Raw genomic sequence first — 24222 nt, 5'->3', positions numbered from 1 at the left:
GGAAAAAGCGTATCGTGCCCGGCTCTGTCGATAAAGTTCCTAGGTCCTAGGAACTGCTTTCTGCTCTTCTCCGTACTCCGTAAGCGAAGCGCTCTGTATTCAAGATCCCGAATACAGCTGACTGAATACAGAGTACAGAAAAAGCAAGAGCGCCGATGCGTGCACGAATCTGCTCTTTCCCGTATTCAAAGTCCCGAATTCCGATGACTAAAAAAGTAAGCTCTGGTTACGCAGTTCGGCGAGGGTTCTCCCTGCCTTGTCTTTCTCTGAAAGGAGAGGTTCGACCGTTAATGGCCATTGAATCGCGAGCGCCGGATCGTCCCAGTGCAAGGTTACTTCCGCTGCTGGATTATAGAAATCCGTACATTTATAAACAAACTCGGCTTCCTTGCTGGTTACATAGAAGCCATGCGCAAAGCCTTCGGGGATCCATAGCTGGCGTTTATTTTCAGCAGATAAGTATACGCCCACCCACTGCCCAAATGAGGGGGAATCTTGGCGCAAATCAACCGCTACATCAAACACTTCACCACTAACAACCCGCACTAATTTTCCTTGTGTATTCTGCGTTTGATAATGCAAGCCTCGTAAAATTCCCTGAGCCGATTTGGAATGATTATCCTGCACAAATGCGGTCGCTTTACCTGTGACTTGTTCATCAAAGCGTGTTTGGTTCCACGTTTCCATAAAAAAGCCTCGCTCGTCGCCAAAGACAGACGGCTCGATGATTTTGATATCCGGGATCGCAGTATTAATTATTTGCATCACATTTGTCCTGATAATCGCTAAGGTTTCTAAGTGCGCGTTGCCAATTACTCGGTGAAATAGAGAATTGCGTCATTATTTTTGTCGTATCTAAACGTGAGTTTGCTGGTCGCTTGGCGGGCGTTGGATACTCAGCCGTTGTAATCGGTATCACCTTCGGTACTTTCTTTACGAGGCCTTGTTGATATGCACCAGAAAAAATCGCTGACGCAAATGCACACCAGCTCACATGCGGCGTACCAGAAAAATGATATGTGCCATAGTGAGGATTTTCCTCTTCTTCAAGGCGTTGCGCGATGCTAATCAAGGCGCTTGCAATATCCCCTGCGTAAGTCGGTCCGCCCACTTGATCATCGACGACATTCAGCTCGTCTTTTTGCGAAGCCAGTCGCAGCATGGTTTTTACAAAGTTTCCACCATGTTCACCAAATACCCAAGCGGTTCGCAAAATAATATGCTTGGCGCACGCTTGCTGAACGGCTAACTCTCCAGCCAATTTACTCGCACCATAAACACTGTGTGGATCCGTTTGGTCGGTTTCGCGATATGGCTCGTCATGGGTACCAGAGAAAACATAATCGGTCGATACATGAAGTAATGCGGCACGGTGCTGCTCAGCTGCTTCTGCCAAATATTTGGGCCCATCTCGGTTGACCGCATAGGCGCTTTCAACATCGCTTTCAGCTCCATCAACGGCCGTGTAAGCTGCCGCATTAATGATCACACTCGGCTTAAAGGCGTTCACCTTATTAATTACCGCTTGACGATCCGTAATGTCTAGGTCGTCTTTTGTACAGGCTAGCATGATGATTTGTTTTTTCGCGGAAAGCTGTTTGACAAGACAATGGCCTACTTGCCCTTGACTACCGGTGATTAAGATGCGCATCAGAATGCCCTTTTACTGTCGATTCCTTAACAAGTTTTGCAAGATACTGCCCATAGTCATTCTTCATCATGGGCGCTGCCAACGCCATGAGCTGTTCGTCTGTCAACCATCCCTGTCGCCATGCAATTTCCTCTAAGCAAGCGACTTTAAGCCCTTGGACATTCTCAATGGTTTGTACAAACGAAGATGCCTCATGCAAGCTTTCATGGGTGCCCGTGTCTAACCATGCGAATCCGCGCCCCAGCAGCTCGACTTTTAACGTTTCGTCATGCAGATACATTTCGTTAATCGAAGTGATCTCAAGCTCACCGCGAGCTGACGGTTTGACTCGCTTTGCCATCTCAACTACACGGTTGTCATAAAAATACAAGCCGGTTACCGCATACTGGGATTTCGGCTGAGTTGGCTTTTCTTCAATTGAAATCGCATTCATTTCATCATCAAATTCCACCACCCCAAACCGCTCAGGATCTTTGACTTGATAACCAAACACGGTCGCGCCGAATTCTCGCGCCGCTGCACGTTTAAGCGTGCTTGAAAACGACTGTCCGTAAAAAATGTTATCGCCTAATACCAAGCAGACACTGTCATCACCGATAAACTGTTCACCAATGATAAAGGCCTGCGCCAACCCATCAGGGCTTGGCTGAACGGCGTACTCAAGGCGAATGCCAAAGTCTGAGCCATCCCCTAGAAGGCGCTTAAAGCTATCGTTATCTTCAGGTGTAGTAATGATGAGAATGTCTCTGATCCCTGCCAACATGAGTGTTGAAAGCGGATAGAAAACCATTGGCTTATCATAAATCGGCAAAAGTTGCTTAGAGACGCCGCGTGTAAGCGGATACAAACGTGTACCCGAACCACCAGCAAGAATAATACCTTTCATTGAATCCTTCCTATATCTTGACCCTAAGCCGAGTAATAGACAGCGCATAGGATCAGAGTGTGACAGAGAGTAAAAGCTAATTTGCGCCTAGACGCTCACGCGAGTAGGAGCCATCAAGCACGCGCTGCCACCATTCACGGTTTTCCAGATACCATTCCACAGTTTTTCGGATACCGGATTCAAAGGTCTCGTCCGGCACCCAACCTAGCTTTTCTTCAATCTTAGAGGCGTCAATGGCATAGCGAATGTCATGTCCGGGACGGTCTTGCACATATGTAATCAGCGATGCATGTTGCGTCCCTTCTGGATAACCTCGCTCATGCATGGGAGTAAGTTCATCCATGATCGCGCAAATCGTTTTTACGACGTCAATATTTTGCTTTTCGTTATGTCCACCAATGTTATAGGTTTCGCCTACTGTTCCTTTAGTCACGACTTGATACAGCGCACGAGCATGATCATCTACAAATAACCAGTCTCGGATTTGCGTACCATCACCGTAAACAGGCAAAGGTTTTCCCTCTAACGCATTTAAGATCATTAATGGGATCAGTTTTTCAGGGAAATGATAGGGGCCATAATTGTTAGAGCAATTGGTCACAATAGTGGGGAGGCCGTACGTTCTCTGCCAAGCACGTACTAAGTGATCGCTCGAGGCTTTTGAAGCAGAATACGGGCTAGATGGTGCATAAGGCGTCGATTCAGTAAATAATGCATCGGTATCATGTAAATCGCCGTACACTTCATCCGTTGAAATATGATGAAAACGAAACGCTGATTTTCTTTCATCACTCAGCGCTTTCCAATAGCGACGGCTGACCTCTAATAAGGTATAGGTGCCAACAATGTTGGTTTCAATAAACGCCGCAGGGCCATCAATCGAGCGGTCAACGTGTGATTCAGCCGCTAAATGCATCACGGCATCAGGCTGGTGTTCATGAAAGAGTCGTTCCAGTGATGCTTGGTCACACACATCAACTTGCGCGAATGTGTAGCGGTCACTGCTATCAACATCCGCCAACGACTCTAAATTCCCCGCATAGGTTAATTTATCGACATTAATAACTGAGTCAGTCGTCTGTTTTATGATATGTCGAATTACCGCAGACCCAATAAAGCCAGCCCCTCCTGTCACTAAAATCTTCATGTTTTTCCTTTGTTGATGTTTTCGCGCCACAACCACGCAATTTTAAAGATAATTCAATTATCTTACAGGGAATAAGGTCCGTGCAAGGCACAGTACAAAAAGTCGGGATCAAACTGGCGGAGCGTATCATCACAAAAAGCTAAGAGACGGACGGCAAGATTCTCAACCCTATAGGACTACCGGTATCACTGACTTGCTAAGGCCAAAAACGCCTCAACATTTGCACGAGAAGGAATCGAGGTTTGTGCGCCACGCTGGGTCACGGATAATGCCGCCGCGGCATGCGCAAAGCGAATCGCCTGATAAAGTGTCTGTCCCTCTATCAGTCCTGTCACCAATGCCCCATTAAAGGTATCGCCAGCGGCAGTGGTATCGACGGCATCGACCCTGAACCCAGGAATAAGCTGGCCTTCTTGCCGGCCTTGCTCGCTCAGCCACACGCCTTGTTTGCCAAGAGTGATCAGTACAATCCCTACCCCTTTTTTGTGGAGCACGTCTGAAGCCGCTTGCGCACTGGCAGTGTCAGTTACCGCGATACCGGTCAGGATTTGGGCTTCTGTTTCATTCGGGGTAATAATATCGACTGCAGCAAGAAGCGCGTCGCTCAGCGGTGCGGCTGGAGCGGGATTAAGCACCACGTGAGTTTTTGCCGCTTTGGCATGAAACGCCGCCTTTTCGATACCACACATCGGCGTTTCTAACTGCATCAGTAAATAGTCAGCTTCGGCTATCTTGGCAAGATCGGTAGTGATGGCCTCTGCTGTCAAAGCCGCATTGGCTTCTGCCGAGAGCGCAATACTGTTCTCGCCCTGCTCAGTGACTTGGATCATCGCAATCCCAGTCGGTGTATTCGCCTGCACCTTCACCGCACTGACATCCATCCCCTCTTGCGCGTAAGATTGACGAATATTTTGTCCATATGCGTCATCACCGACGCTGGCGATAAACGCGACATCGGCACCGCAACGCACCGCCGCAACCGCTTGATTGGCCCCTTTCCCGCCGGCAATTACGGCATAATCGTGGCCGTGTAATGTCTCGCCCGGACGCGGAAAGTGAGGGACACGTAAAACATGATCAGCATTGACGCTGCCAAGAACAACCAATCGGCTCATTACTATTCCTTACCGTTTTTAATCAAGCATGTGCTCTATTCGACGACCTTCATGGCGTCATTATTTGTACATTAGTGCTATATAGACAGGATGTCTAACCACACTTGCAGTGCGTGTTGTATGGTACCAAAACCGTGAGAGAAACACTTTTCATCGTCACCATTGAATGCAACACTTACATCCATCGTCAGGCTCGTTTATGGATCACGCTACGTGATAGCTGAAATCCATGTATCACGTACACCGTAGGGGAAAAGCATTGCTGCACTCTTATCGCTCGGCACTTATCAATCTTTTATGTTTCGCTTATTTCGCAACATTACTCGTGACACCTGACTCCTATAAGTACTCGGCTGTTTTGTTGGCTTTAGCCGCATTGCTCATGCTGCCGAGCACCTATCAATCACTTCTAAAGCCGCCAGCGATGCTCATTACGGCATCCTTTGTGCTGTATTTTCTTGTTACTCTCGCATTCGCTGTACCTGCTGGCCATTACGAACAGATTGACATGCCCAGTCGTGTGCTATTAGCGGTAGTCATTTTTGCCTGTCTACTCAAGTATCCGCCTTCGCTCAAAGCTGTGTTATACGGCTGTAGTATCGGTGCCTCGATTGTCGGGCTGATTGCACTCTATCAACACTATGGACTGGGGATCCGAGCACTTTCTAGCGGTGGATTTATGTCCATTCAAGTCGCTGGCATGGCGGCAAGCTTGAGTGTGTTTAGCATTTTTGCTTATATTTTTAGTTGCCAACGCTCTTTACCAACGTTAAAAAAAATCGCCTTTGTTGGCGTCACTTTAGGTTTTGTGGCAACTTTACTCAGCGGTGGTCGCGGTTCTTGGGTTGTCACACCTTTCGTCGCGATCTGGGCGATCATTTATTATCGGCATGCACTTAAGCGCCGCGATGTTATTGCGGTAACGGTAAGCGCTGCCCTGGTTATTGTTACTGCAGTCGTACCCGCATTGCATCGAGCGAGCTTGGTAGTTTCCGATCTCGACCGATATCAACATGTAAAAAGTGTCGAGATCGCCGCCGAACCGGCCGCCGAGCAGCAACCCAAAATAAAGACATCTTCGGGAACACGTGTTGAATTGTGGCGAACGGCATTACTGTTGTGGGCAGATAACCCATTGACAGGAACCGGTTATGATCGATTTACCGAGAAAAAACAGGATTTGGTTGACCAACATATTGTTGACCCAGTCGTTATGCTATTTAGCCGCGCGCACAACCAATTACTAGAAGAGTTGCAAGTAAAAGGGATAATTGGCGGTTTAGCCCTAGTGTTTTTACTCTTAGCCCCTTGGGTGGCTACGAAAAAAATACAGTCTAAACCTCATTCTGATCAAGGTTTTGCCAGCGTTGTTTTACGTTGCCACATTGTGCTAATTGCCGGATATATGCTCACCCAGCACTATATTAATCACCATTCGGGGATTCTATTTTTCACACTCGGCGTGGTGATCTTTGCAAGCATGGCGTTGAGACTAGAAAGGTCTTAGAGTCCTAGAGAATAATACGGAATACAGAGTACAGAAAGAGCAAGAGCGCCGATGCGAGTGCGAGGCTGCGCTTTACCGGCTCTTCCCATTTGCTCCCGTGTTCCGTACTCTGTAAATATTACTGACTCACTACCGATAAAAAATTAGGCAGTCTCACCATGAAGGTACTCGTTACGGGTGGCGCCGGATATATTGGCAGCCACACTTGCATTCAACTGATCAAACACGGCCATACACCTGTTGTGATCGATAACCTTTGTAATAGCAAAGCAGTCGTGCTCGATAGGATTGAGTGCGTCACCGGCACGCGTCCTGCGTTTATGCAGGGGGATGTTCGCGATAGTAGTTTTTTAAAACGAGTATTTGCGACACATGCAGTTGATAGCGTCATCCACTTTGCTGGGTTAAAAGCGGTGGGTGAATCGGTAGAAAAACCGCTGAAATACTACGATACCAATGTCTCAGGCACGTTAAACTTAGTGCGTGAGATGCAAGCGGCTAATATAAACTCGCTGATTTTTAGTTCATCGGCCACCGTTTACGGCGAGCCTGCATCTGTGCCGATACAAGAAGACTTTCCCACTGCCGCTACCAACCCCTATGGGCGAAGTAAATTAATGGCGGAGGAATGCCTGCGAGACTTTCAGCACGCAAACCCAGATTGGAGCATTACCCTTCTACGTTACTTTAACCCAGTTGGTGCGCACGATTCGGGGTTATTGGGGGAAGACCCTCAAGGCACGCCGAATAACCTGCTGCCCTTTGTAGCTCAAGTGGCAGTCGGTCGACGCGAAAAATTAGGCGTATTTGGCAATGATTATCCTACGCCGGATGGCACCGGTGTCCGCGACTATATTCATGTCGTTGATCTTGCTGATGGCCATTTAGCCGCATTAGATAAATTGGCTTACCAAGCTGGCATCCATGTTTTTAATCTCGGTACCGGCCAAGGCCACAGTGTGCTCGACATGCTACATGCCTTCGAAGCCGTGGCAAAACGGCCCATTCCATACGAAATAAAACCCCGTCGCGCGGGGGATATTGCCGAATGCTACGCTGACCCTGCTTGTGCCAAAGCAACACTAGGCTGGTCAGCAAAGAAAGACCTACAAACTATGGTCGAAGACACCTGGCGCTGGCAGTCGAAGAACCCAAATGGCTATGGGGGCTAGAAAGTTGAGAGGTCCTAGGGTTCTAGGGTTCTAGGGTTCTAGGGTTCTAGGGAACAGAATACCGATGACTGAATACAGAGTACAGAAAGAGCAAGAGCGCCGATGCGAGTGCGAGGCTGCTTCTCCCTGCTTTACCGCACATTTAGGATGAAATATCTGTGATGTATACGGTATTTATTTTACTTCTCGGTGTTTAGCTATTAGAGTTTACTAGTGTCTGCGTTTGCAGACGTTTTTGTATTAATGCAAAAATCATGGAGAGACAAATGAAAAAAATTGCAACAGGCTTGATTGCTATGCTGTTCGCTGCAAGCACAATGGCCGCAACCGAGGCGGCACCGGGTGCTGCAAGCGGTAGTGGTGCGAGCGCAGGTGCCGGTGCGAGCGCGGGTGCCGGTGCGAGCGCAGGTGCTGGCGCAGCAGGTGCGGGTGCTGCGGGTGCCGCCGCGGCTGGCGGTGTTGCTGCGGGTACCGTTGCAGCTGGTGTTGCGGTTGCTGCTGCCGTAGGTGCGACTGTCGCTGCTGCGAGTAATGATGACAACGATGCGTCAAACTCTACCTCATTAAGCGCTGGACAGTAATCGCTGAGGTTCGAAACGGTGGCTATAGGTAAACCTATAGCCATTTTTCTATCACCGCCACGCCGCCCAACCACCACTTATGACCAAATCCAACCATGTACTCTTGATAGGCTGCATCGTTCTGCTTTCTGCTGGATGCACACAACGAATGCAAGATCTCGGTGATTCGTTTAAATTTGCCTATAATGGCTTCCCCGATGCCGAGAAAAGTTGGGAAGAAATTAACGCTCTCCCCTACGCAAGTCTTTACGCTCAGCTCGACAACGGGCCGCAAGGATTTATGGTGTTAGCATTCGCTGAGCCAAGCCAACATACCAGTCCTAACCTCAAATGGTTATCAGCCAAACACGAAATGATCGTGACCCGCAGTGGCCGAATTGTAAAAACAGTAAACTTCGCCGATGGTAACTTAACGGCAACCCAAACGGACACGCCTGACCCGCTTAGTGTTGGCCTTACAACCATTACTATGCCGCATACATGGTCACGAAAGATTGATTGGCAGCCGGGCAACCACAGTGGCTACCTTGCCAAGTCGACATTTAATCATGTTGGTGCACAAACAATTTTGGTGAATGGTACGCGAGTTGAGACAGCGCATTATCGAGAGCTAGTGTCCCTTCCCTCACTTGATGTTCAATGGACCAATGACTATTGGGTGAATAATAGCAATGGTAACGTGATTAAATCCTATCAGCATCTCGCACCACATTTGCCCGCTGTAACCTTGACCCATTTAAAGCCCTACCAAGGGAGCGACCATGAAGAGTAACTGCTTGCTAACACATGGGCTCGTGGCTGTTTTACTACTAATAGCGATGCCTTTAAAAGCCGCGACGATAACAGCTAACCAAGATACACATCTCTCGTTTTCTCAGCCTCCCCGCCTTTCAGAGGCAGTATTAGCCGTGGCCCAAAGCCAGCAGCGGGTATTGGACGACGTGTATTGGCCTGCTGCAGGGCTTTATCGCAAAGATAGCCAAAACGCGGATCGTATTGCTGATTTGCAACCCGTGCGTCATCAAATCACTGTGAATACAGGTAAGACTCAACAGCAGTGGAAACGCCTATATCGTACGCTCACACAGTTAACGGTTGCTGAGCGAATCAACCGGAATATTGATCCCGATTTTACGCGCATTACACCCGCCGCGAACCCGCTATTAAACGGCACATGGCACCTACAATTACCTCATCGTCCGACAACCATTATGGTATTGGGCGATGTAAAGCAGCCCGGAGAGTATGCCTTTACTGAACGACAATCAGTACGTCGCTATCTTGAGCAAGCCGGTGCGGAAACAATCGGCATTTCTCAGGCGCTGATTATCATGCCATCCGGAGAGCGCAGCCATGTTCCTATTGCCTACTGGAATGAACGGCATCAAGATCTGTTACCCGGTTCGATCATTTATCTTCCCCTCCCCGAAAAAGCGATTCATGGCTTTGCGGTTGATACAAATGAACACGTGCTTACGTACCTGCAACATAGGTTAATTCGATAATGCGACTGAAAAAGACTTCATCACACCGTTTGTGGCTTAGCACGATTTTACTAACAACAAGTTGCACCGTTTCAGCGGATAATTTCGATTATCCAGCGCTTGTCCATTCACAAACCGATTTTGGAGGGGTGGGACTCATACAAATGCCCACCGCACGCTCGGCGCCAGAAGGTGAATTCACTTTAGGCAGTACTTACAACGAAGACTATGTGCACTTTAATACATCCCTCCAGCTCTTTCCTTGGTTAGAAACGACTATCCGATATACCCAGGTGCACGACTTACTTTACAGCGATGACCCCAGTTTTAGCGGCGACACTAAATATACTGATAAAAGTATCGATGCTAAATTGCGCCTGTGGCAAGAAAGTTATTGGTTGCCAGAGCTTGCAGTCGGTCTGAGAGACATCGGGGGCACTGGGTTATTTGACGGCGAGTATCTCGTGGGTTCTAAACGTGTCGGCCCATTTGATTTCTCACTCGGTATTGGTTGGGGCTATTTAGGAAACCGTGCAAATTTAACGGGCGATAAACAGAAGTCCGTTGACTGCGGCCGTGACACGGCATTTTCTGGTAGAGGCGGCAGTGTAGATATTGATCGTATGTTTACTGGCTGTACGGCACTGTTCGGCGGTATCGAATATCAAACACCTTACGCGCCATTGAGCCTAAAGCTGGAGTACGACGGTAATGATTACCAAGCTGACTTCATTAGTACCCAAACCGGCATCCCCATGCAAGTTGATAGTCCGTGGAACCTTGGTGCCGTATACCGCTTCGGTGATTGGGGTGCTGCACGCCTGTCCTATGAGCGGGGTGAAGTATTCACTGCCGGGTTCAGCTTGAACACCAACTTCAATCAGGTGGACACTTTTTGGATAGATAATGATGACCCAGCCTACCGACCTGCTAGCGCAACAGAGGATTTAACGGCAGACCAATGGCAACGATTAAGCACGCAACTTGCCAATGTGGCGGGGTATAAAGACAATCGCGTGCATTTTGACGGTGATACAGTCACGGTTACCGGTGAACAAACAAAGTATCGCGACCAAGATATTGCACAAACACGTGCAGCCACATTGATCGCGAACACCGGGATTCAAGCGAGTCAGTACCGCATTATTCAACAGGCCCAACGCCAACCGATGACTGAAACCGTCATCGATGCAGAGACTTACGCGGCTGTCGCTACTCATACTTATGTCGAGGCAAAACCTGATGATGCACGCACGCACACGCTGCCTCGCGCCATCTCCGGAGAATTAAAAGCGGCCCACCAAGATGATTTTGATATGGGGCTCGCCCCAGTGTTTATCCAATCTTTTGGCGGCTCAGAAGGCTTTTATATGTATTCGTTAGGTGTATCAGGTCGCGCCGCTGCTCGCCTTGGCGATCATTTTATCGCCTCGTCGAGCGTGTACGTCAACATAGCTGATACCTACGATAAATTTAAATACACAGTGCCGCCCGACGGCACAGACTTGAAACGGGTACGCACACTTAATCGTCAATATCTTGAGGATCCAGTACGAGTCACTAATGCGCAGCTAACCTACCTCGACCATTGGGGAGATAATTGGTACAGCCAAGCTTATGGCGGTTATTTGGAAACTATGTTCGCGGGCGTAGGCGGCGAAGTGCTGTACCGACCCATGAATAGCGCATTTGCTCTGGGTGTAGACATCAATTATGTTAAGCAAAGAGAGCCGGGATCGGCCTTTGGCCTATTTAAAAACGAATATCAACCTAGCAAAAACGAAGAACGCCCCTTCAGAGTTCAAACCGGCACAACCACAGGGCATGCGACACTTTACTGGCAAAACCCACTAGGGCTGTTCGATGGTACATTGGCTAAAATCAGCGCAGGGCGCTATCTAACCGAGGATGTCGGCGTAACGCTTGATGTTGCAAAACAGTTTGATAGTGGGATCCTTGTTGGCGCTTATGCTAGCAAAACCGATTTATCAGCAGAAGAGTTTGGTGAGGGGAGTTTTACCAAAGGATTTTATGTTTCTATCCCGTTTGATCTGCTCTCAGTCAAACCGACAACATCCCGTGGTATTATCGCGTGGCAGCCGCTTCAACGGGATGGCGGACAAAAATTAGGCAGAAAATATACGCTTTATCAATTAACTGATGATCGTGCGCCTTGGTTTGCACGTCCCGCGACTAACGACTAGAGTTTGATGCAGGACATAACAAAAACACCTGCTCACTCATAGCAAGGAAGACACAGTGATTATCTCATTTGTCGATTTGGCTTTACTCTTGTTTTTCTCAGCAGCTTCTTTATTTGTGCTACGAAAAGTGGCAAGACGCATCGATCTTGTTGATAAGCCAGATAAAAGGAAACACCATGCAGGTGCCGTCCCACTTGTTGGCGGATTGGCAATGTGTCTATCTCTGGTTTATTTTTTGCTCAACAATCCAGAAGTCATACCTCATAGTGGTCTATATGCCACATGTATTCTGATCCTCGTCACTATCGGTGTCTTGGACGACAAGTTCGATATCGACTTTAAACTTCGGTTTGCTATTCAAGCCGCACTCGCAATCGCCATGATGGTGTTGGGCGGTATTGAGCTGAACCGCCTTGGCAATATCTTCGCGACTGGCGATGTTCGCCTAGACACACTTGGCTATGTACTGACCGTAATGGCTGTGATTGGAGCCATTAATGCATTCAATATGGTAGATGGTATTGATGGCTTGCTGGGTGGATTAGCGACGGTAACCTTTGTTAGCTTAGGCATTTTACTTTACTTAAATGGCCATACTTCACTGGCCTATTTATGTTTGGTGCTCACGGTGATTATGGCACCCTATTTAATGTTTAATTTAGGATTACTTGGTCGAGAAAGAAAAGTGTTTATGGGTGATGCAGGAAGCATGCTGATTGGCTTTACCGTCATTTGGTTTTTGCTGCTTGCCAGCCAACACCCGACCAGCGCCGCAATACGCCCTGTAACTGGGCTTTGGTTAATTGCCCTTCCCCTCATGGATATGACCGCTATTATGTTCAGGCGTATCAAACGAGGCGACTCTCCATTTAAGCCTGATCGTGAACACCTGCATCATATTTTTCAACGCGTTGGCCTCTCATCACGTCAAACGTTGAGCGCTATTTGCTTACTCGCCACGCTACTCGCGTGTATCGGCATCATAGGCGAATTATTGAAAGTGCATGAAACCATTATGTTCGTCGGATTTTTAGCATGCTTCGTACTTTATTGCCTGATGCTTAGACATGTATGGCGAGTAACTTGCTATATCCGTGAAAAATTGGGAAAAGGTGAACTTGAGACAGCGGAGGATCCTCGTATCCTAGGACCGAGATCGTAGTGAAATATCAATTATTTAGATAAGCAAATCACGTATGATACTATGCCCAAAAAACTTTTCACGCTGGTAGGGGGAAAAATCCGTAGATACGGCCTGTAAAATACAGGGTTTGAGTGTTTTCAAATCAAGACATGCGATGGCAAATTTATTATCATGTACGTACTTAGCCAACTCTAATTGGTGCTTATCAGCCCTCTGCAAGTTTGGAACAACAACCAGCTTCTTACCACTCTCTAACATCGAGTATACCGAGCCAGCGCCTGCGTGTGTTACTACAACGTCCGCTTGCTCTATATAAGGCTGTAAATTATCACAGAAATCAAACGTTCGAATATTGTGTGTTTCGCAGCAAGATTTTTCTGAAACCTGTGCCATAATACTAACATTGGTGTCATGCTTGAATGCGCGATCTATTTCGATAATAAGCTCATCAAAAGCCGTAGTTCCGACAGTTACTAGTATTTTCATTTACAAGCGACCCACATATTTTCCGTAAGGAATTTTATCTTTAAGTTCTATATTTTGTATGAAGATATGTTTTGTTAGATGTCTCATTACCCGCGTTGTCCAAGACGGTGAATGAAATTTTGACCATGTTTCAAAATGAATAATCGAACATCCCGTCAGTTTTGCCGCAACCCCCGCAAAAATTGCAACTCCAGGTCCAAAAGAGACTAAGGTAGAAATACGGTTTTCTTTCAGGAAATGATAAGACTTAGACACATTTAACGCAAATTTGAATGGAGATACTAATCTACCAGTATATTTATTCCTCAACGGTTCGAGAACTAAACAGCGTTCACTCCAACTTGGCGCCTTCCCTTCATCCGTCATGGCAAAAAAATTAATGTCGGATTCTACACAGAACTCTCTATAAAATCGTGTCGCTTGTGCTCTGTGTCCACCACAGCCGAATACAATAGCAATGTTTTTATGCATTATTACCGCTACCTAACCGATCTTTTAACTGCCTATAAAGCTCTCTAATTACCCTTTCTGAATCATAATTTCCTGCTACCTTTAACGCCAGTTGGCATAGAGAATCATATTCATTCTTGCTAATAGCCGCTGCTTGAAGTAATGATGCTTTTAGCTCATCAACACTTCCAGGCTTAAAGGAATACTCTCGCATATTTGACACAATATAGTCGTGAGTAGCACCAATGCATGATGATAAAACAGGTGTACCGCACATCATAGCCTCAATAGGAATTAAACCTAAACTTTCTCTTAATTTGGAGGGGAACACAAGAAAGCGTATTGTATTATATATCTCTACTAGCTCACGCTGACTCATCCCTTCGATAAACGTAATTCCAGCTATCGAATTAATCTTTTCTCTCAACTCAGGTACATGACTCCCACTACCAACAATCAAAAGAGAATAGTTGCTATTGATACCCTTTACTAACTTAAATGCTTCAATTAACTCATCAATTCCTTTGTTTTTTTCTATCCTTCCAACATAGCCAAAAGTGTAACTTTTAACACTATCTGCTTGAGGCTGAAATACCCCTGAATCAACCCCTCCCGATGGGCTCACTACAATTTTATCTCTAGGTACTTTATATTGACTAACCAGAATATCCTTAAAATAGTTAGACGGTGAAACCACAACGTTGGATAAGTTAATTATTTTCTTAGAAAAGTTAATTTTAAGCCAAGAGAATATGTTTTTTTTCTCTGGAAGAATATCACTACCATGGACGTTCGAAACAATGTTTAGATAACGACGCCCTCTCAACCAAGAAGCAACAATAACACCAATTGACGAATGAGAAGTATAATGAATATACAGGATATCACTCTTGCTAGCTTTCATCGCAAACCAAAAGCTTCGCCAAAAAAAAAGGATGTAACGAAGAAGTTTATAGACATGCCATGAACCTCCATCTCGCAACGCAATCAACTTGACATCGCAGCCATTTTTTCTAAAGCCCTCAAAAACGTTCCTGACAAAGGTACCTTTAAATGGCTTACGTTTGCATGGATAGAGATTAGTTATAAATGTTATTCTCATTTTCTAAACATACTCTGGTTACTTCCCAACACACACTTAATAAAAACTTTATAATCTAGGTAGTTAAAATAACGGTAACATTTTCCTTGCACAAATAAATTTATCAAAGATTTCCTTGAGTATGAATTGGACGCATAATTGATTATACGGTTAAATATAAACACTGCCTTTGACTTATCTGTAAGCAACGGGCCTATTTTACCTAGCCAATCAATTGCCGGCCTTGGATCAACAGACGCAGAAATTCGGCCAGTCACATCCTCTTCTCCCATTTTCACAAGCACAACGTCCATATATACGAACCTAGCATTGTGTATTTTCTGAGCGCGAATAACAAAGTCAGTGTCTTGAAAGCGCTTCAGTCTCGAATCGAAACGTATCTCCCTTGCGAGATTTTTGTGCATAAATAGCGATGATGTTTGCATTGCTTGGCGCTCGACCAACAAATATTCATCGACCTGTTTGTTGTTATCAAATGCAGCTGTTGGCTTAACCGTTCCCCGGTCTTCTATTCTGGAGTAAAGTATATCTCTCTCACCTATCTTTTTATTAATGCATTTTTCGAGTTTGTCTTCCAACCAAACATCATCCGAATCAAGAAACGCTACATAGTCTCCTTGCGCTGCGTCTATCCCCGTATTTCTCGCTGCAGCTCCATGTTGATTTGTTTTATGTCGAATGTACTTAATATTTAGTTTATAGTTTTTCAGTATCACTTGTAATTGCTCACTGTCATCGGAGCAATCATCAATAATGATCAGTTCAAAGTCTTGATATGTCTGATTAGCGACACTGTCTAACGTGCTTGTAATGATGCTTGACCTGTTGTGTACTGGGACTATTATGGACACCTTCACGGGAGCGAAACCTTAATTGATGAGAAAATAATATAGAGGATAAACAGAACGCATATATTGCCGGCCATGTTGTATCGGAGAAACCCATTGTCGAAATAAATGAAACAAAAGCGATCGCCGGAAAAAAAAGCACTCTTCTATCCTTTTTTTTCAGGCACGGATACATTATGACAAATAAATATAGAAATACGAAAACCCCTTGCTCTACAAACAAATGAGAGTACGCACTGTCAGACATATTAACAAGAGTATAGTTGTGTGTGATATTTGAGTTCAACGTTGAAGAGAAATCACCCCATGTTGCTAGTCCCAAGCCTAATGGATTGTCAAAAAAAATTTGGATCGCTAATACGTAACAATAGAACCTCCAATCAACTAGTGTTAAATCTGCCGCGTAAAAGTTGTCCCCTAAACTAATTATCCTACCAAGTTGAACAAATTTATCGACGAAGAGTTCATTATTTAGAGCATACGCGACTAAGCTAGAAAACAAAACAACAATATATACTAATTTTAACACACCTTTTATTTTTAAATATTTGAAAAGAAAATACATTGCCAAAATAAGAATCGCAATCTTTGATGTTGATAGAATAATAGTCGTTAATAAAATAATTTTTTTGAGCTTATATTGACATAACTCAGGAAAAAATCCATCAATAAGAACATATAAACATACTGCGGATAAAGATAGCGCGGGCAGATTACCATACAGCCCCATTGGCCTCCCCGACTTCATGGTGCTATTGTACATTTCAGCTGGCATGCCAAATAAAGACACAATGCTGTCTCCAAATATTATCTGCAGGCACATTACAAAGAGATTAAAGCTGAGGTAAACAATAGAAACGTTAACAAAAATCCTAACAGCGCTTTTTAATTCACTAGAAGTTAAAACTGAAAACAAAGGCATAAAAAACAAAAAAGTTGATATTTTAACAGTACCATAGACAACAGCAGGTATAGAATTCCCTTTAACTAAGCTATAAAACACAATGAAAGAATAGTAGGCTATTAGCAAAGACAAAAAACCAAATGATAACACTTTGAACTTTCGTCTTTTAATTAACACACAGTAAAGAAAAACGACCAAACTAATTCCTACAGAAATTCTATCCATAAATGGAATATTAAGCGCAAATCTAAAATAGTCAGATGAAATTAAAAGTATTGATATCAAGTACATAACGTAAGACATTAATGATACCTAATATAAAGTGAAGCCATGGACAACATTTGGATATTTTCGTTTTGAAAAATTCCTTGCATGTTTACCAAGCACTTCTGGCTGAACGTGGCAATCATTTTTTTGTTTTTAGCACTGAATTTCATCGTCCTATCTTGTTGTAATAACCCCAAAACTAACTTCCTTATGTTTAATAACTTTCCTTATTAACAAACCTTATTTAATATTAAATACTTCATATATACATCGATTTAGGAATACAATAAAGCTATCAATTTTATAACACTTCAGACCAGGCTTCATTCTTGTATAAACTGCTTAGTTCTCGATTACACTTGATTTTCTTTAATCAACATTTTCAGTAAATTTATTTCAGACTACGGATTTATAGCGTTACACCAAATCACTTGACTTTGTACTCACTTAAAACAAAATTTCTATATCAATAGAATTTAAAAAAAAGCATCTATCACATTAATGCTTTTACTTTAAACAAATCACAACTACTAACAGAACACTCCTAATTCTTATAGAGCAGTCTATTCTTTTTATCTAATTGCCAGTAACTTCCCCATTCCATATCGATATGACCCGGCTTAAAATCTTCGGTTCCATTACCATGGGTTAAAGTTAACTCTCCAAAGTAGACTCTACCGTTAACGTTATATAAATCGACCCGCACATAATCGAAATCGGATGATAATTTGGTGGCAACTTCAATCATTTCCTTAAGGTTACTAGGAGGAAGGCATTCCTCTATTTCCGGAAACTTCGAATCTAATCGAATGTTTAGCCGATTCCAATCAGCATCAAAAAAACTTCTTTTATGATTGTCGTACCTATCACTATCAACTTGAATAAATATTTTTTCGCCAAAGCAGTGGAACTTATAGTCATTAGGGGTTTTCCCTTCAGACTCCAGATATTTTTCGGCGATTACTTTTCTATCTATTCGAGCATAAAAGGGTTCTTGCTTAATTATACCAAATGACTCTTTTAGTGCTTTCCTGAATTTTTTAACTATATCACTTACATTTTCTGACTCTTTGTTAGTCACTATGTGTATATGCCTCGCTCCACTGCCATGATTGGTCTTTAAAACAAACTTATTTGGAAGAGCTCGCCAATCTTCTTGTGTAAATTCCTCGTATAAACCTAGAAGAGGGATTAAATATTTACTTCCTACTTTTTTTTCAACGTAATCTCTCACTTTATATTTATCTGCAAATAAAGCCATATTGTCGAAGTTACCGTAATACTTCCTATAATAAAGCTTTTCATTAAAAGACTTAGGATCCTTAAGGTTTAAAGGATAGCCATGATTTTTATAGAAGTCTCTATCCCTATTAATTCGATACTTACATCTTTTAATCAAAGTGACTACTGTCTCTGGGACTATTCTGGCAACTATTTTTTTTATACGCATATTATCAAGTAATTTTCCAATCTTGACCATTCTAATGATGCCTGGCCTAAGCGACATGAGATACAAATAAAAAGAGAGATAGGTAAAGAGACCACTCTCTTTAATTCAGGTTCTATTCCTTGATCAAGATAACTCTAGACTAACACCTATAACTAGAATATTACTTAGTTCTACGCTGTACTACCCGCATCAACGGTAAACGTAGCACCCGTTACACCTGAAGCGTTATCAGACAAAAGATACACAACCATACTGGCAGCATCGGATACGTTCGCTAATCTACCCAAACAACTACGCCTTTTAATTTTTTCTAACTTGTCACCTTCTAAGCCATGCGTCATATTAGTTTCCATATAACCAGGAGCCAGTGTATTTACTGTAATCTGAGCTTTACCTAACTCCCTAGCTAGCGACTTAGTAAAACCATTCATTGCTGATTTAGTCGCGCCGTAAACACTTAGGCCATTAAAGCCAGTCGAACCAATTATTGAACCAATATTGATAACTCGACCTTCTCTATTCAGAAGCATGGATCTAGTAACATATTTCGTCATTAGAATTGGAGCTTCTAGATTAACTCTTATTAACTCTGAAATATCACTTTCGTGCATCGTAGCAAGAACACCATCATTCCCTAGTGCTGCATTATTTACTAATCCATAAATGCGACCATGATTTTGAGTTATTTCTTTAACTATATTTGCAATAGAAGAGATATCGGAGAAATCGAACTCGTAAAAGTAAACTTGATTAGGAAATTCTTCCATTAATTTCTCGTAATCTTTCGTTAACTTCCTACTAATACCTATTACACGATAACCACAATCAGTAAGTTGCTTAGATACTTCAAGACCTAGTCCTTTAGCAGATCCAGTAACAACAACATTTTTCATTTTCCGTTCCTAATTTTTTTCCCAGTGGAGTTAGTCTCAATAAAGTCAACTCGTTTTACAATAGCTGGCACCTCGAAAGGTTCTAATTTATCTCGACAGAACGTTATAACACGAGATTTTAAGTCTTTCTTTGAAATGCTTTTTCCCTCTGGAGTGAGCACTAAATCAGCGCTGACTAAATCGCCTAAAACTGAGCTTTTCTTAGCAAATACTTTTGCCATTGAAACTATAGGGCACTCTTCAAGTACTGCCTCAACTTTTTCGGGCATAACTTTATTACCGCCAACATTTATTGAGCCGTTCGCACGCCCAAGAAAAAACACTCTATCCTCTTTTACCTCGACTAAATCTCCAGTGTTAATATAGCCGTGTTCATCGATTTCTACATTTCCTTTCAAAAAGTGGGTACATCTATTTAAGTTATTAATCCATAAAGACCCATCTTTAACCCTTAATCGGGTTCCGTCAATTCCTTTTAATAAATACTCAGCAGGAAATCCTTCCATTTTATCTTTGACGGAAAAGCCGACCCCAGCTTCTGTAGAGGCATAGATATGAACAACTTTCGCACTAGGAAAACTCTTACATAATGCATTTAATATGTTTTGGCTAACGATCTCTCCTCCCAGAGTAATCCTTTCTAAAGACATTTCTCTATGAGAACTGTTCATTAATATCTTCCGCCAAAAAGAGGGAGTAGCCGATAGGCAGTTGACACTATTATTGATAAAAGACAGGACTATTGAGTCAGTATTACCGCTATCTTGGGGAAGGACTATCGTTGAACCCGCTACAGCGGCTTGTAAGTATACTTGCAAGCCTGCAAATCTAGTAATGTCATACGTGAGTCCCCAGATAAAATTACAACCGCGTTCTATATTTTTTTGACATTTTACAGTTAATGATTCTAAAGAATAAGACGCCAGCTTAGGTTGGCCTGTTGTTCCAGAAGTCGCTAATATAAAACTCGTATCATGTTTATTTGATTTTTTCGCGACAACGGGTTGTTCTATCTTTTCTACAGATACTATTTTTCGATTTCCTACTCTAACGATATATTCAATTGCAGCCCGATCGTACCAATCGGTTTGATTAATAGAATCTCTAGGCTGTAGTAAGACGCTATTGCAAACACTATCCACCACTGGCAGATAGATTGCGAGCGATTCCCTATCATCTGCAATCACTACGCAATTTTTATCGCTCAAATCAGAATATTTGAGTTTAAAATCCGAACATAGACTTAATATATCTCTATACGTATAACTAATATCTTCTAGTTTTAAAAACACTCTTTCACAAGGAACGTTTTTAAAAAAATCACAAATTTTTTTATGCACGTCGCTTCTCATAAATAGCCACAAACTCACCAAATGTTGTAGGATATACAGCTTCGTCCATTTCCTGGAATGGGTCGAAGTCCAACTCCTCTTCAAGCAAGGCTACCAAAATAGCAAACCCAAGAGAGTCTAACCCCGAATCTAACAAAACTTGCTCATCGGCTATAGTCGAATAAAACTGTTCACTATCTGTTTGTTCCAAGGCCTCATTGAACTTATCTAATATAATTTTTCTCACTTTGTACTCCTGTTTTTCCAAATACCTGTATGTCTACATTGTTATACAATCTGACTAATGAAACTATTTACTTTCTATTTTACCGACTTTCCTAGCTGGCATACCAATTACCTTGGTATTTGAAGGTACGTCTTTCATTACCAACGAATGTGAACATACCAACGAGTTATCGCCTACTTCTACGCCGTTAAGAACAACCGAGTTAGGAGCCAACCATACGCCATCGTCGACTAGCGAACTCCCCGCCATAACGACGCCGGGAGTTATTACACAATTTTTTCCTACTTTACAATTGTGTGCAATAAAAACTAATGCATCGATTTTTGTTGACTTACCAATTTCAGTGTATCCATCGAATAAACTGTTTGCTATACAAGAATTTGCGCCAATAGAGACGTCATCATGGATTTTTACACCGCCAACATGTTGTATAAGATGGGGGACAGCACCACAATATATAACCTGGAACCCTTGGTTTCCTATTCTGGCACCAGAGTGGATGACAACATTATTTCCTATAATAGAACCTTTATGAATAACTGCGTGAGGCCCGATAGTCACATTATTTTTTATGATAACTCCTTCTTCTACAACCGCAGTAGGATGAATATTAAGATTATCACCATATACGGTTTCTTGGGAATCGTTATAAAATTCAGTCTTCTCTAATAGATACTTGTGAAGACTATAAAATTCGTCTTCTGGGTTATCAACAATAAAAAATGATTTTTTACTTTTTATATCAGAGTCAATAACATCATAAGTTTCTTTGGTTAATAAAACTGCTGTAACTTCTTCTCGATTGATATAAGGTATGTAGTTTTCATGGCCAACGTATGTTAGGTTAGAGCCAAGCAATTCTCTGTTTATTAAATTCAAGGAGTTAATAATGTGATCATTACCTAAAATAGGTACTCCCAAAATAGTAGATATCTCTTTTAAAGTGATATTTCTATAAGCCATCAAGTTGCCCTTTCAATTGATATTTATGTAGAATGATAGAAAGTATTTTATTTAGTGTTATCTTTTTTAATAACACTTTCTAAGTTCTTAGCTATTCGTTGAGATTCTTTCAGCATACACATGCTATCTTTTCTTTCTAACTTAATATGAAAAGAAGGCTTAAATACGTTTTTAATTTTATTTTTCACCCTTCTATAATTAAAAATCATAAAGGAAAAAACACCAATTAAAAACGACAAAGAAAATATAGGAAACTCTCTAAGTTCATTGCGAGATAACAACATATCAAAAAGTGGTTTTCTTTCTCTCAGGACTCGTCGTTTCCTTAACTCTGCCATCGCAGAAGAAAAAACAAAAATTTTAAAAAATTGTGTTTTATACAACCTGTTTTTCGATTCGTTTCGTAAGTTTTTAGTACATAAAAGTGCATTCCATAAATAGATAACCAAGGAACCTAATGATGGCTTACCTGCGAGGATATCATATCTAATCTGATCAAATATCACTCCGTTATCATCACTATCTTTACCACGATACTTGGTTGCAGAGGAAGATGTTCCCACCCAGCCCAATGGAATAAATGACTTTAAATATTTTTTTTCGAGAGTAAGACCAATAGCGGCGAGATTAACATCTGGAGGAACAGTCAAAAAAAGATGACCATCTTGTTTTTCTTTAGCTTCGACAAGAAGAGACCTATGAAACAATGAATTTGAATACATCTGTGGTAGTTCAAAATAGGCTTGAGCACCGAGAAGTGATAAGAAGATTTCTTTATTGGAATCTAAAACAGAGAACTCTTCTCTTGCCGTATACTGTACAGCTTTATTTCCATGAAGCTTTGACGCACCTTCCCAAAAATAGTGTGCCCTGCTAGATGCTATTATCCTTAAGCCTTTTCTTTCGCATATATTTGTAAGTCTATCTGCCAAGTCAAAGAAGTAGCTTTGTAACCCATCATCTACACCTAAAAATATAACCCAATTGCCAGTAGCGAACGATATCGCACTTGAAAAGTTACCGATAGCACCTAAATTTTCTTTTTGAAAAACAATATTTATATTCGGGTGTTCGATTTCTTTTAGATATTCCCTTGTACCATCATTTGAGCAATCATCTACAATAATTAGCTCATAATCATCATAATCTTGGTTTATAATGGTATTGATGCAGTTTTCTATGTAGTCTATCCCGTTATAGACAGGAAGTATTACGCTATACTTTACAATTTCTTTTTTCATTATTAATAGGTACGCTTAGATAGATTTGAATGAGATAGATATAGTTGCTTATCTATCGTTTACACGTCACGCACAATACGATTAAAGTCATTCTCATCCATCCACCAACCACAAGGAAGATTTAACTGTCTCTTTGAAAATTCATCCACCCCTCTTAGAGGATGGCTTGGCGGACCAAAAATGGAGTAAAGATCATTCCTTAAATGGATTTTAGAGGCATATACCCCTTGGTTTCGAAAACTATTAAGAAGCTCATCTCTTCTTTCACTAAGTATGGTAAATGCCCAATACGAAGGATTTACCCCTTCTCTTTTACTTACAACTTTTGTGCATGGCAGGTTTTTAAAAAAATCTTCCCATAATAACGCATTCTTTCTTTGTTTTTCTATCAAATCAAAAACAAATGGCATTTGAGAAGAACCAACATATCCAGAAATATTATTTAATGTCGCTGAATCACCAACAATGTCAATATCACAGTCAGCCGAAATCTCTCCCATTTTGTCTCTGAATTTACTTCTATTAACGCCTAGGTCTCTCATGAGAATAGATTTTTGATATAACTTTTCACAGTTTAAAGACAAACCGGCCCCATCTATCGCGTTGGGTAAGCGCACAGGTGTAAAAGAATAACATACGATATCTGTATCTGTATTTCCTATCTTTTTTCCTTTATATTCAGCACCAAAGGATTCAGTTGCATCCTCTATAACTGGTATATTATTTTTATGAGCAATTGAATTTATTTCATCTATATAACCTGGATTTCCGGACCAATGATAATGAATAATGGCTCTGGTTTTATTTGTAATCTTATTTTTAACATCATCAGGGTCAAGAGAGCCGGTAAGAGGATCGATATCAGCCCATACCACTTTCGCTCCAGAATAGACAATAGGCTGTGTCGTCATTAGGCAGCTCATTGGAGATACGATAACTTCATCATTGGGCTTTATATCAATCAACTTCAAAGCAAAAAGAATAGAGTTACCCGAAATAGCTAGAACTCTTTCGTTACCAATAAAAGAGCTTAATCTACGTTCGAATTCTTTGGTGTATTCACCATAGCTTAGTTTACCGGAATATAGTAAGTCACTAATATAATCCGATACCATATCTGGCATAAAAACTTTAAATATAGGAATCATA

Annotated in this window: 24 protein-coding genes; 7 read left to right on the top strand and 17 right to left on the bottom strand. The window is 42.3% G+C overall.

Annotated features, from left to right (window positions below; genetic code table 11):
- Window positions 1-207: 207 nt before the first annotated feature.
- From rfbC to rbsK, 5 genes are all read right to left on the bottom strand, one after another.
- On the bottom strand, window positions 208-765 hold the full coding sequence (rfbC, locus tag BGK46_RS11725) for a dTDP-4-dehydrorhamnose 3,5-epimerase (RefSeq protein ID WP_069589493.1): 558 nt from the start codon (window positions 763-765) through the stop codon (window positions 208-210).
- Entirely contained in the window at window positions 752-1651 is a 900-nt protein-coding gene (rfbD, locus tag BGK46_RS11720) for a dTDP-4-dehydrorhamnose reductase (RefSeq protein WP_069589491.1), read from the bottom strand. The genes rfbC and rfbD overlap by 14 nt, the downstream gene beginning before the upstream one ends.
- Window positions 1629-2537 carry a glucose-1-phosphate thymidylyltransferase RfbA gene (rfbA, locus tag BGK46_RS11715; protein WP_069589489.1) on the bottom strand — a complete coding sequence of 303 codons (909 nt, stop codon included), beginning with the start codon at window positions 2535-2537 and terminating at the stop codon, window positions 1629-1631. The genes rfbD and rfbA overlap by 23 nt, the downstream gene beginning before the upstream one ends.
- Before the next feature lie 76 nt (window positions 2538-2613).
- On the bottom strand, window positions 2614-3684 hold the full coding sequence (gene rfbB, locus BGK46_RS11710) for a dTDP-glucose 4,6-dehydratase (RefSeq protein WP_069589487.1): 1071 nt from the start codon (window positions 3682-3684) through the stop codon (window positions 2614-2616).
- 185 nt (window positions 3685-3869) lie between these two features.
- Entirely contained in the window at window positions 3870-4799 is a 930-nt protein-coding gene (rbsK, locus tag BGK46_RS11705; protein WP_069589485.1) for a ribokinase, read from the bottom strand.
- Between the two features lie 382 nt (window positions 4800-5181).
- Between rbsK and BGK46_RS11700 the strand changes: the two genes are divergently transcribed.
- The 7 genes from BGK46_RS11700 to wecA all read left to right on the top strand — a co-directional run bounded on the left by BGK46_RS11700 (window position 5182) and on the right by wecA (window position 12909).
- Window positions 5182-6306: an O-antigen ligase family protein gene (locus tag BGK46_RS11700; protein ID WP_175418657.1), complete on the top strand. Its 1125-nt coding sequence runs from the start codon at window positions 5182-5184 to the stop codon at window positions 6304-6306.
- 158 nt (window positions 6307-6464) lie between these two features.
- Entirely contained in the window at window positions 6465-7478 is a 1014-nt protein-coding gene (galE, locus tag BGK46_RS11695; RefSeq protein WP_069589480.1) for a UDP-glucose 4-epimerase GalE, read from the top strand.
- Between the two features lie 266 nt (window positions 7479-7744).
- Entirely contained in the window at window positions 7745-8059 is a 315-nt protein-coding gene (locus BGK46_RS11690) for a hypothetical protein (RefSeq protein ID WP_069589478.1), read from the top strand.
- A 148-nt stretch (window positions 8060-8207) separates the two neighbouring features.
- Window positions 8208-8831, top strand: a complete 624-nt coding sequence (locus BGK46_RS11685; RefSeq protein ID WP_158074977.1) for a YjbF family lipoprotein — start codon at window positions 8208-8210, stop codon at window positions 8829-8831.
- The gene (locus tag BGK46_RS11680) at window positions 8821-9564 is read left to right on the top strand and encodes a capsule biosynthesis GfcC family protein (RefSeq protein ID WP_069589474.1); all 744 of its coding nucleotides are present in this window, start codon (window positions 8821-8823) and stop codon (window positions 9562-9564) included. The genes BGK46_RS11685 and BGK46_RS11680 overlap by 11 nt, the downstream gene beginning before the upstream one ends.
- Complete coding sequence (locus BGK46_RS11675; protein ID WP_069589472.1) at window positions 9564-11747, top strand: YjbH domain-containing protein; 2184 nt, start codon at window positions 9564-9566, stop codon at window positions 11745-11747. Before BGK46_RS11680 ends, BGK46_RS11675 begins: the two co-directional genes overlap by 1 nt.
- Before the next feature lie 55 nt (window positions 11748-11802).
- Window positions 11803-12909, top strand: coding sequence for a UDP-N-acetylglucosamine--undecaprenyl-phosphate N-acetylglucosaminephosphotransferase (gene wecA, locus BGK46_RS11670; protein WP_069589470.1), 1107 nt, complete (start codon window positions 11803-11805; stop codon window positions 12907-12909).
- Window positions 12910-12924: 15 nt separating this feature from the next.
- On the opposite strand, the gene pssE is transcribed toward wecA, so the two are convergent.
- From pssE to BGK46_RS11610, 12 genes are all read right to left on the bottom strand, one after another.
- Complete coding sequence (pssE, locus tag BGK46_RS11665) at window positions 12925-13377, bottom strand: PssE/Cps14G family polysaccharide biosynthesis glycosyltransferase (protein ID WP_069589468.1); 453 nt, start codon at window positions 13375-13377, stop codon at window positions 12925-12927.
- Window positions 13378-13848 (bottom strand): PssD/Cps14F family polysaccharide biosynthesis glycosyltransferase, encoded by a 471-nt coding sequence (pssD, locus tag BGK46_RS11660; RefSeq protein ID WP_069589466.1) that lies wholly within the window; start codon window positions 13846-13848, stop codon window positions 13378-13380.
- Window positions 13841-14929, bottom strand: coding sequence for a glycosyltransferase family 4 protein (locus BGK46_RS11655; RefSeq protein WP_069589464.1), 1089 nt, complete (start codon window positions 14927-14929; stop codon window positions 13841-13843). The genes pssD and BGK46_RS11655 overlap by 8 nt, the downstream gene beginning before the upstream one ends.
- Window positions 14926-15780 carry a glycosyltransferase family 2 protein gene (locus BGK46_RS11650; RefSeq protein WP_254659691.1) on the bottom strand — a complete coding sequence of 285 codons (855 nt, stop codon included), beginning with the start codon at window positions 15778-15780 and terminating at the stop codon, window positions 14926-14928. Before BGK46_RS11650 ends, BGK46_RS11655 begins: the two co-directional genes overlap by 4 nt.
- The gene (locus BGK46_RS17625; protein WP_069589461.1) at window positions 15713-16984 is read right to left on the bottom strand and encodes an O-antigen ligase family protein; all 1272 of its coding nucleotides are present in this window, start codon (window positions 16982-16984) and stop codon (window positions 15713-15715) included. The genes BGK46_RS11650 and BGK46_RS17625 overlap by 68 nt, the downstream gene beginning before the upstream one ends.
- A gap of 508 nt (window positions 16985-17492) precedes the next feature.
- Entirely contained in the window at window positions 17493-18428 is a 936-nt protein-coding gene (locus BGK46_RS11640) for an ATP-grasp fold amidoligase family protein (RefSeq protein WP_175418656.1), read from the bottom strand.
- Between the two features lie 140 nt (window positions 18429-18568).
- Window positions 18569-19291, bottom strand: a complete 723-nt coding sequence (locus BGK46_RS11635; protein ID WP_069589460.1) for an SDR family NAD(P)-dependent oxidoreductase — start codon at window positions 19289-19291, stop codon at window positions 18569-18571.
- Complete coding sequence (locus BGK46_RS11630; protein ID WP_254659689.1) at window positions 19288-20631, bottom strand: AMP-binding protein; 1344 nt, start codon at window positions 20629-20631, stop codon at window positions 19288-19290. The genes BGK46_RS11635 and BGK46_RS11630 overlap by 4 nt, the downstream gene beginning before the upstream one ends.
- On the bottom strand, window positions 20624-20869 hold the full coding sequence (locus tag BGK46_RS11625) for a hypothetical protein (RefSeq protein ID WP_069589457.1): 246 nt from the start codon (window positions 20867-20869) through the stop codon (window positions 20624-20626). Before BGK46_RS11625 ends, BGK46_RS11630 begins: the two co-directional genes overlap by 8 nt.
- Before the next feature lie 63 nt (window positions 20870-20932).
- Complete coding sequence (locus BGK46_RS11620) at window positions 20933-21832, bottom strand: hypothetical protein (protein WP_069589455.1); 900 nt, start codon at window positions 21830-21832, stop codon at window positions 20933-20935.
- 47 nt (window positions 21833-21879) lie between these two features.
- A complete protein-coding gene (locus tag BGK46_RS11615; RefSeq protein ID WP_069589453.1) occupies window positions 21880-23073 on the bottom strand; it encodes a glycosyltransferase family 2 protein in 1194 nt (397 codons plus the stop codon).
- Window positions 23074-23132: 59 nt separating this feature from the next.
- A complete protein-coding gene (locus tag BGK46_RS11610; RefSeq protein ID WP_069589451.1) occupies window positions 23133-24221 on the bottom strand; it encodes a DegT/DnrJ/EryC1/StrS family aminotransferase in 1089 nt (362 codons plus the stop codon).
- Between the last annotated feature and the right edge of the window lies 1 nt (window position 24222).

It is taken from the genome of Salinivibrio sp. SS2 (assembly GCF_001722075.1).
GTDB lineage: Bacteria > Pseudomonadota > Gammaproteobacteria > Enterobacterales > Vibrionaceae > Salinivibrio > Salinivibrio proteolyticus.
The sequence above is the reverse complement of the archived record's forward strand: the minus strand, read 5'-3'. Positions and strand labels throughout refer to the sequence as shown.

Excerpts from the sequence above, each read along its gene's own strand:
- BGK46_RS11635 (WP_069589460.1), bottom strand. The coding sequence starts at position 19,291 with ATGAAAAATGTTGTTGTTACTGGATCTGCTAAAGGACTAGGTCTTGAA.
- rbsK (WP_069589485.1), bottom strand. The coding sequence starts at position 4,799 with ATGAGCCGATTGGTTGTTCTTGGCAGCGTCAATGCTGATCATGTTTTA.
- rfbB (WP_069589487.1), bottom strand. The coding sequence starts at position 3,684 with ATGAAGATTTTAGTGACAGGAGGGGCTGGCTTTATTGGGTCTGCGGTA.
- BGK46_RS11690 (WP_069589478.1), top strand. The coding sequence starts at position 7,745 with ATGAAAAAAATTGCAACAGGCTTGATTGCTATGCTGTTCGCTGCAAGC.
- BGK46_RS11620 (WP_069589455.1), bottom strand. The coding sequence starts at position 21,832 with ATGGCTTATAGAAATATCACTTTAAAAGAGATATCTACTATTTTGGGA.
- BGK46_RS11700 (WP_175418657.1), top strand. The coding sequence starts at position 5,182 with ATGCTGCCGAGCACCTATCAATCACTTCTAAAGCCGCCAGCGATGCTC.
- BGK46_RS11680 (WP_069589474.1), top strand. The coding sequence starts at position 8,821 with ATGAAGAGTAACTGCTTGCTAACACATGGGCTCGTGGCTGTTTTACTA.
- BGK46_RS11655 (WP_069589464.1), bottom strand. The coding sequence starts at position 14,929 with ATGAGAATAACATTTATAACTAATCTCTATCCATGCAAACGTAAGCCA.
- pssE (WP_069589468.1), bottom strand. The coding sequence starts at position 13,377 with ATGAAAATACTAGTAACTGTCGGAACTACGGCTTTTGATGAGCTTATT.
- BGK46_RS11675 (WP_069589472.1), top strand. The coding sequence starts at position 9,564 with ATGCGACTGAAAAAGACTTCATCACACCGTTTGTGGCTTAGCACGATT.
- BGK46_RS17625 (WP_069589461.1), bottom strand. The coding sequence starts at position 16,984 with ATGTCTTACGTTATGTACTTGATATCAATACTTTTAATTTCATCTGAC.
- galE (WP_069589480.1), top strand. The coding sequence starts at position 6,465 with ATGAAGGTACTCGTTACGGGTGGCGCCGGATATATTGGCAGCCACACT.
- BGK46_RS11615 (WP_069589453.1), bottom strand. The coding sequence starts at position 23,073 with ATGAAAAAAGAAATTGTAAAGTATAGCGTAATACTTCCTGTCTATAAC.
- pssD (WP_069589466.1), bottom strand. The coding sequence starts at position 13,848 with ATGCATAAAAACATTGCTATTGTATTCGGCTGTGGTGGACACAGAGCA.
- BGK46_RS11610 (WP_069589451.1), bottom strand. The coding sequence starts at position 24,221 with ATGATTCCTATATTTAAAGTTTTTATGCCAGATATGGTATCGGATTAT.
- rfbC (WP_069589493.1), bottom strand. The coding sequence starts at position 765 with ATGCAAATAATTAATACTGCGATCCCGGATATCAAAATCATCGAGCCG.
- rfbA (WP_069589489.1), bottom strand. The coding sequence starts at position 2,537 with ATGAAAGGTATTATTCTTGCTGGTGGTTCGGGTACACGTTTGTATCCG.
- BGK46_RS11640 (WP_175418656.1), bottom strand. The coding sequence starts at position 18,428 with ATGGTCAAGATTGGAAAATTACTTGATAATATGCGTATAAAAAAAATA.
- rfbD (WP_069589491.1), bottom strand. The coding sequence starts at position 1,651 with ATGCGCATCTTAATCACCGGTAGTCAAGGGCAAGTAGGCCATTGTCTT.
- BGK46_RS11685 (WP_158074977.1), top strand. The coding sequence starts at position 8,208 with ATGCAAGATCTCGGTGATTCGTTTAAATTTGCCTATAATGGCTTCCCC.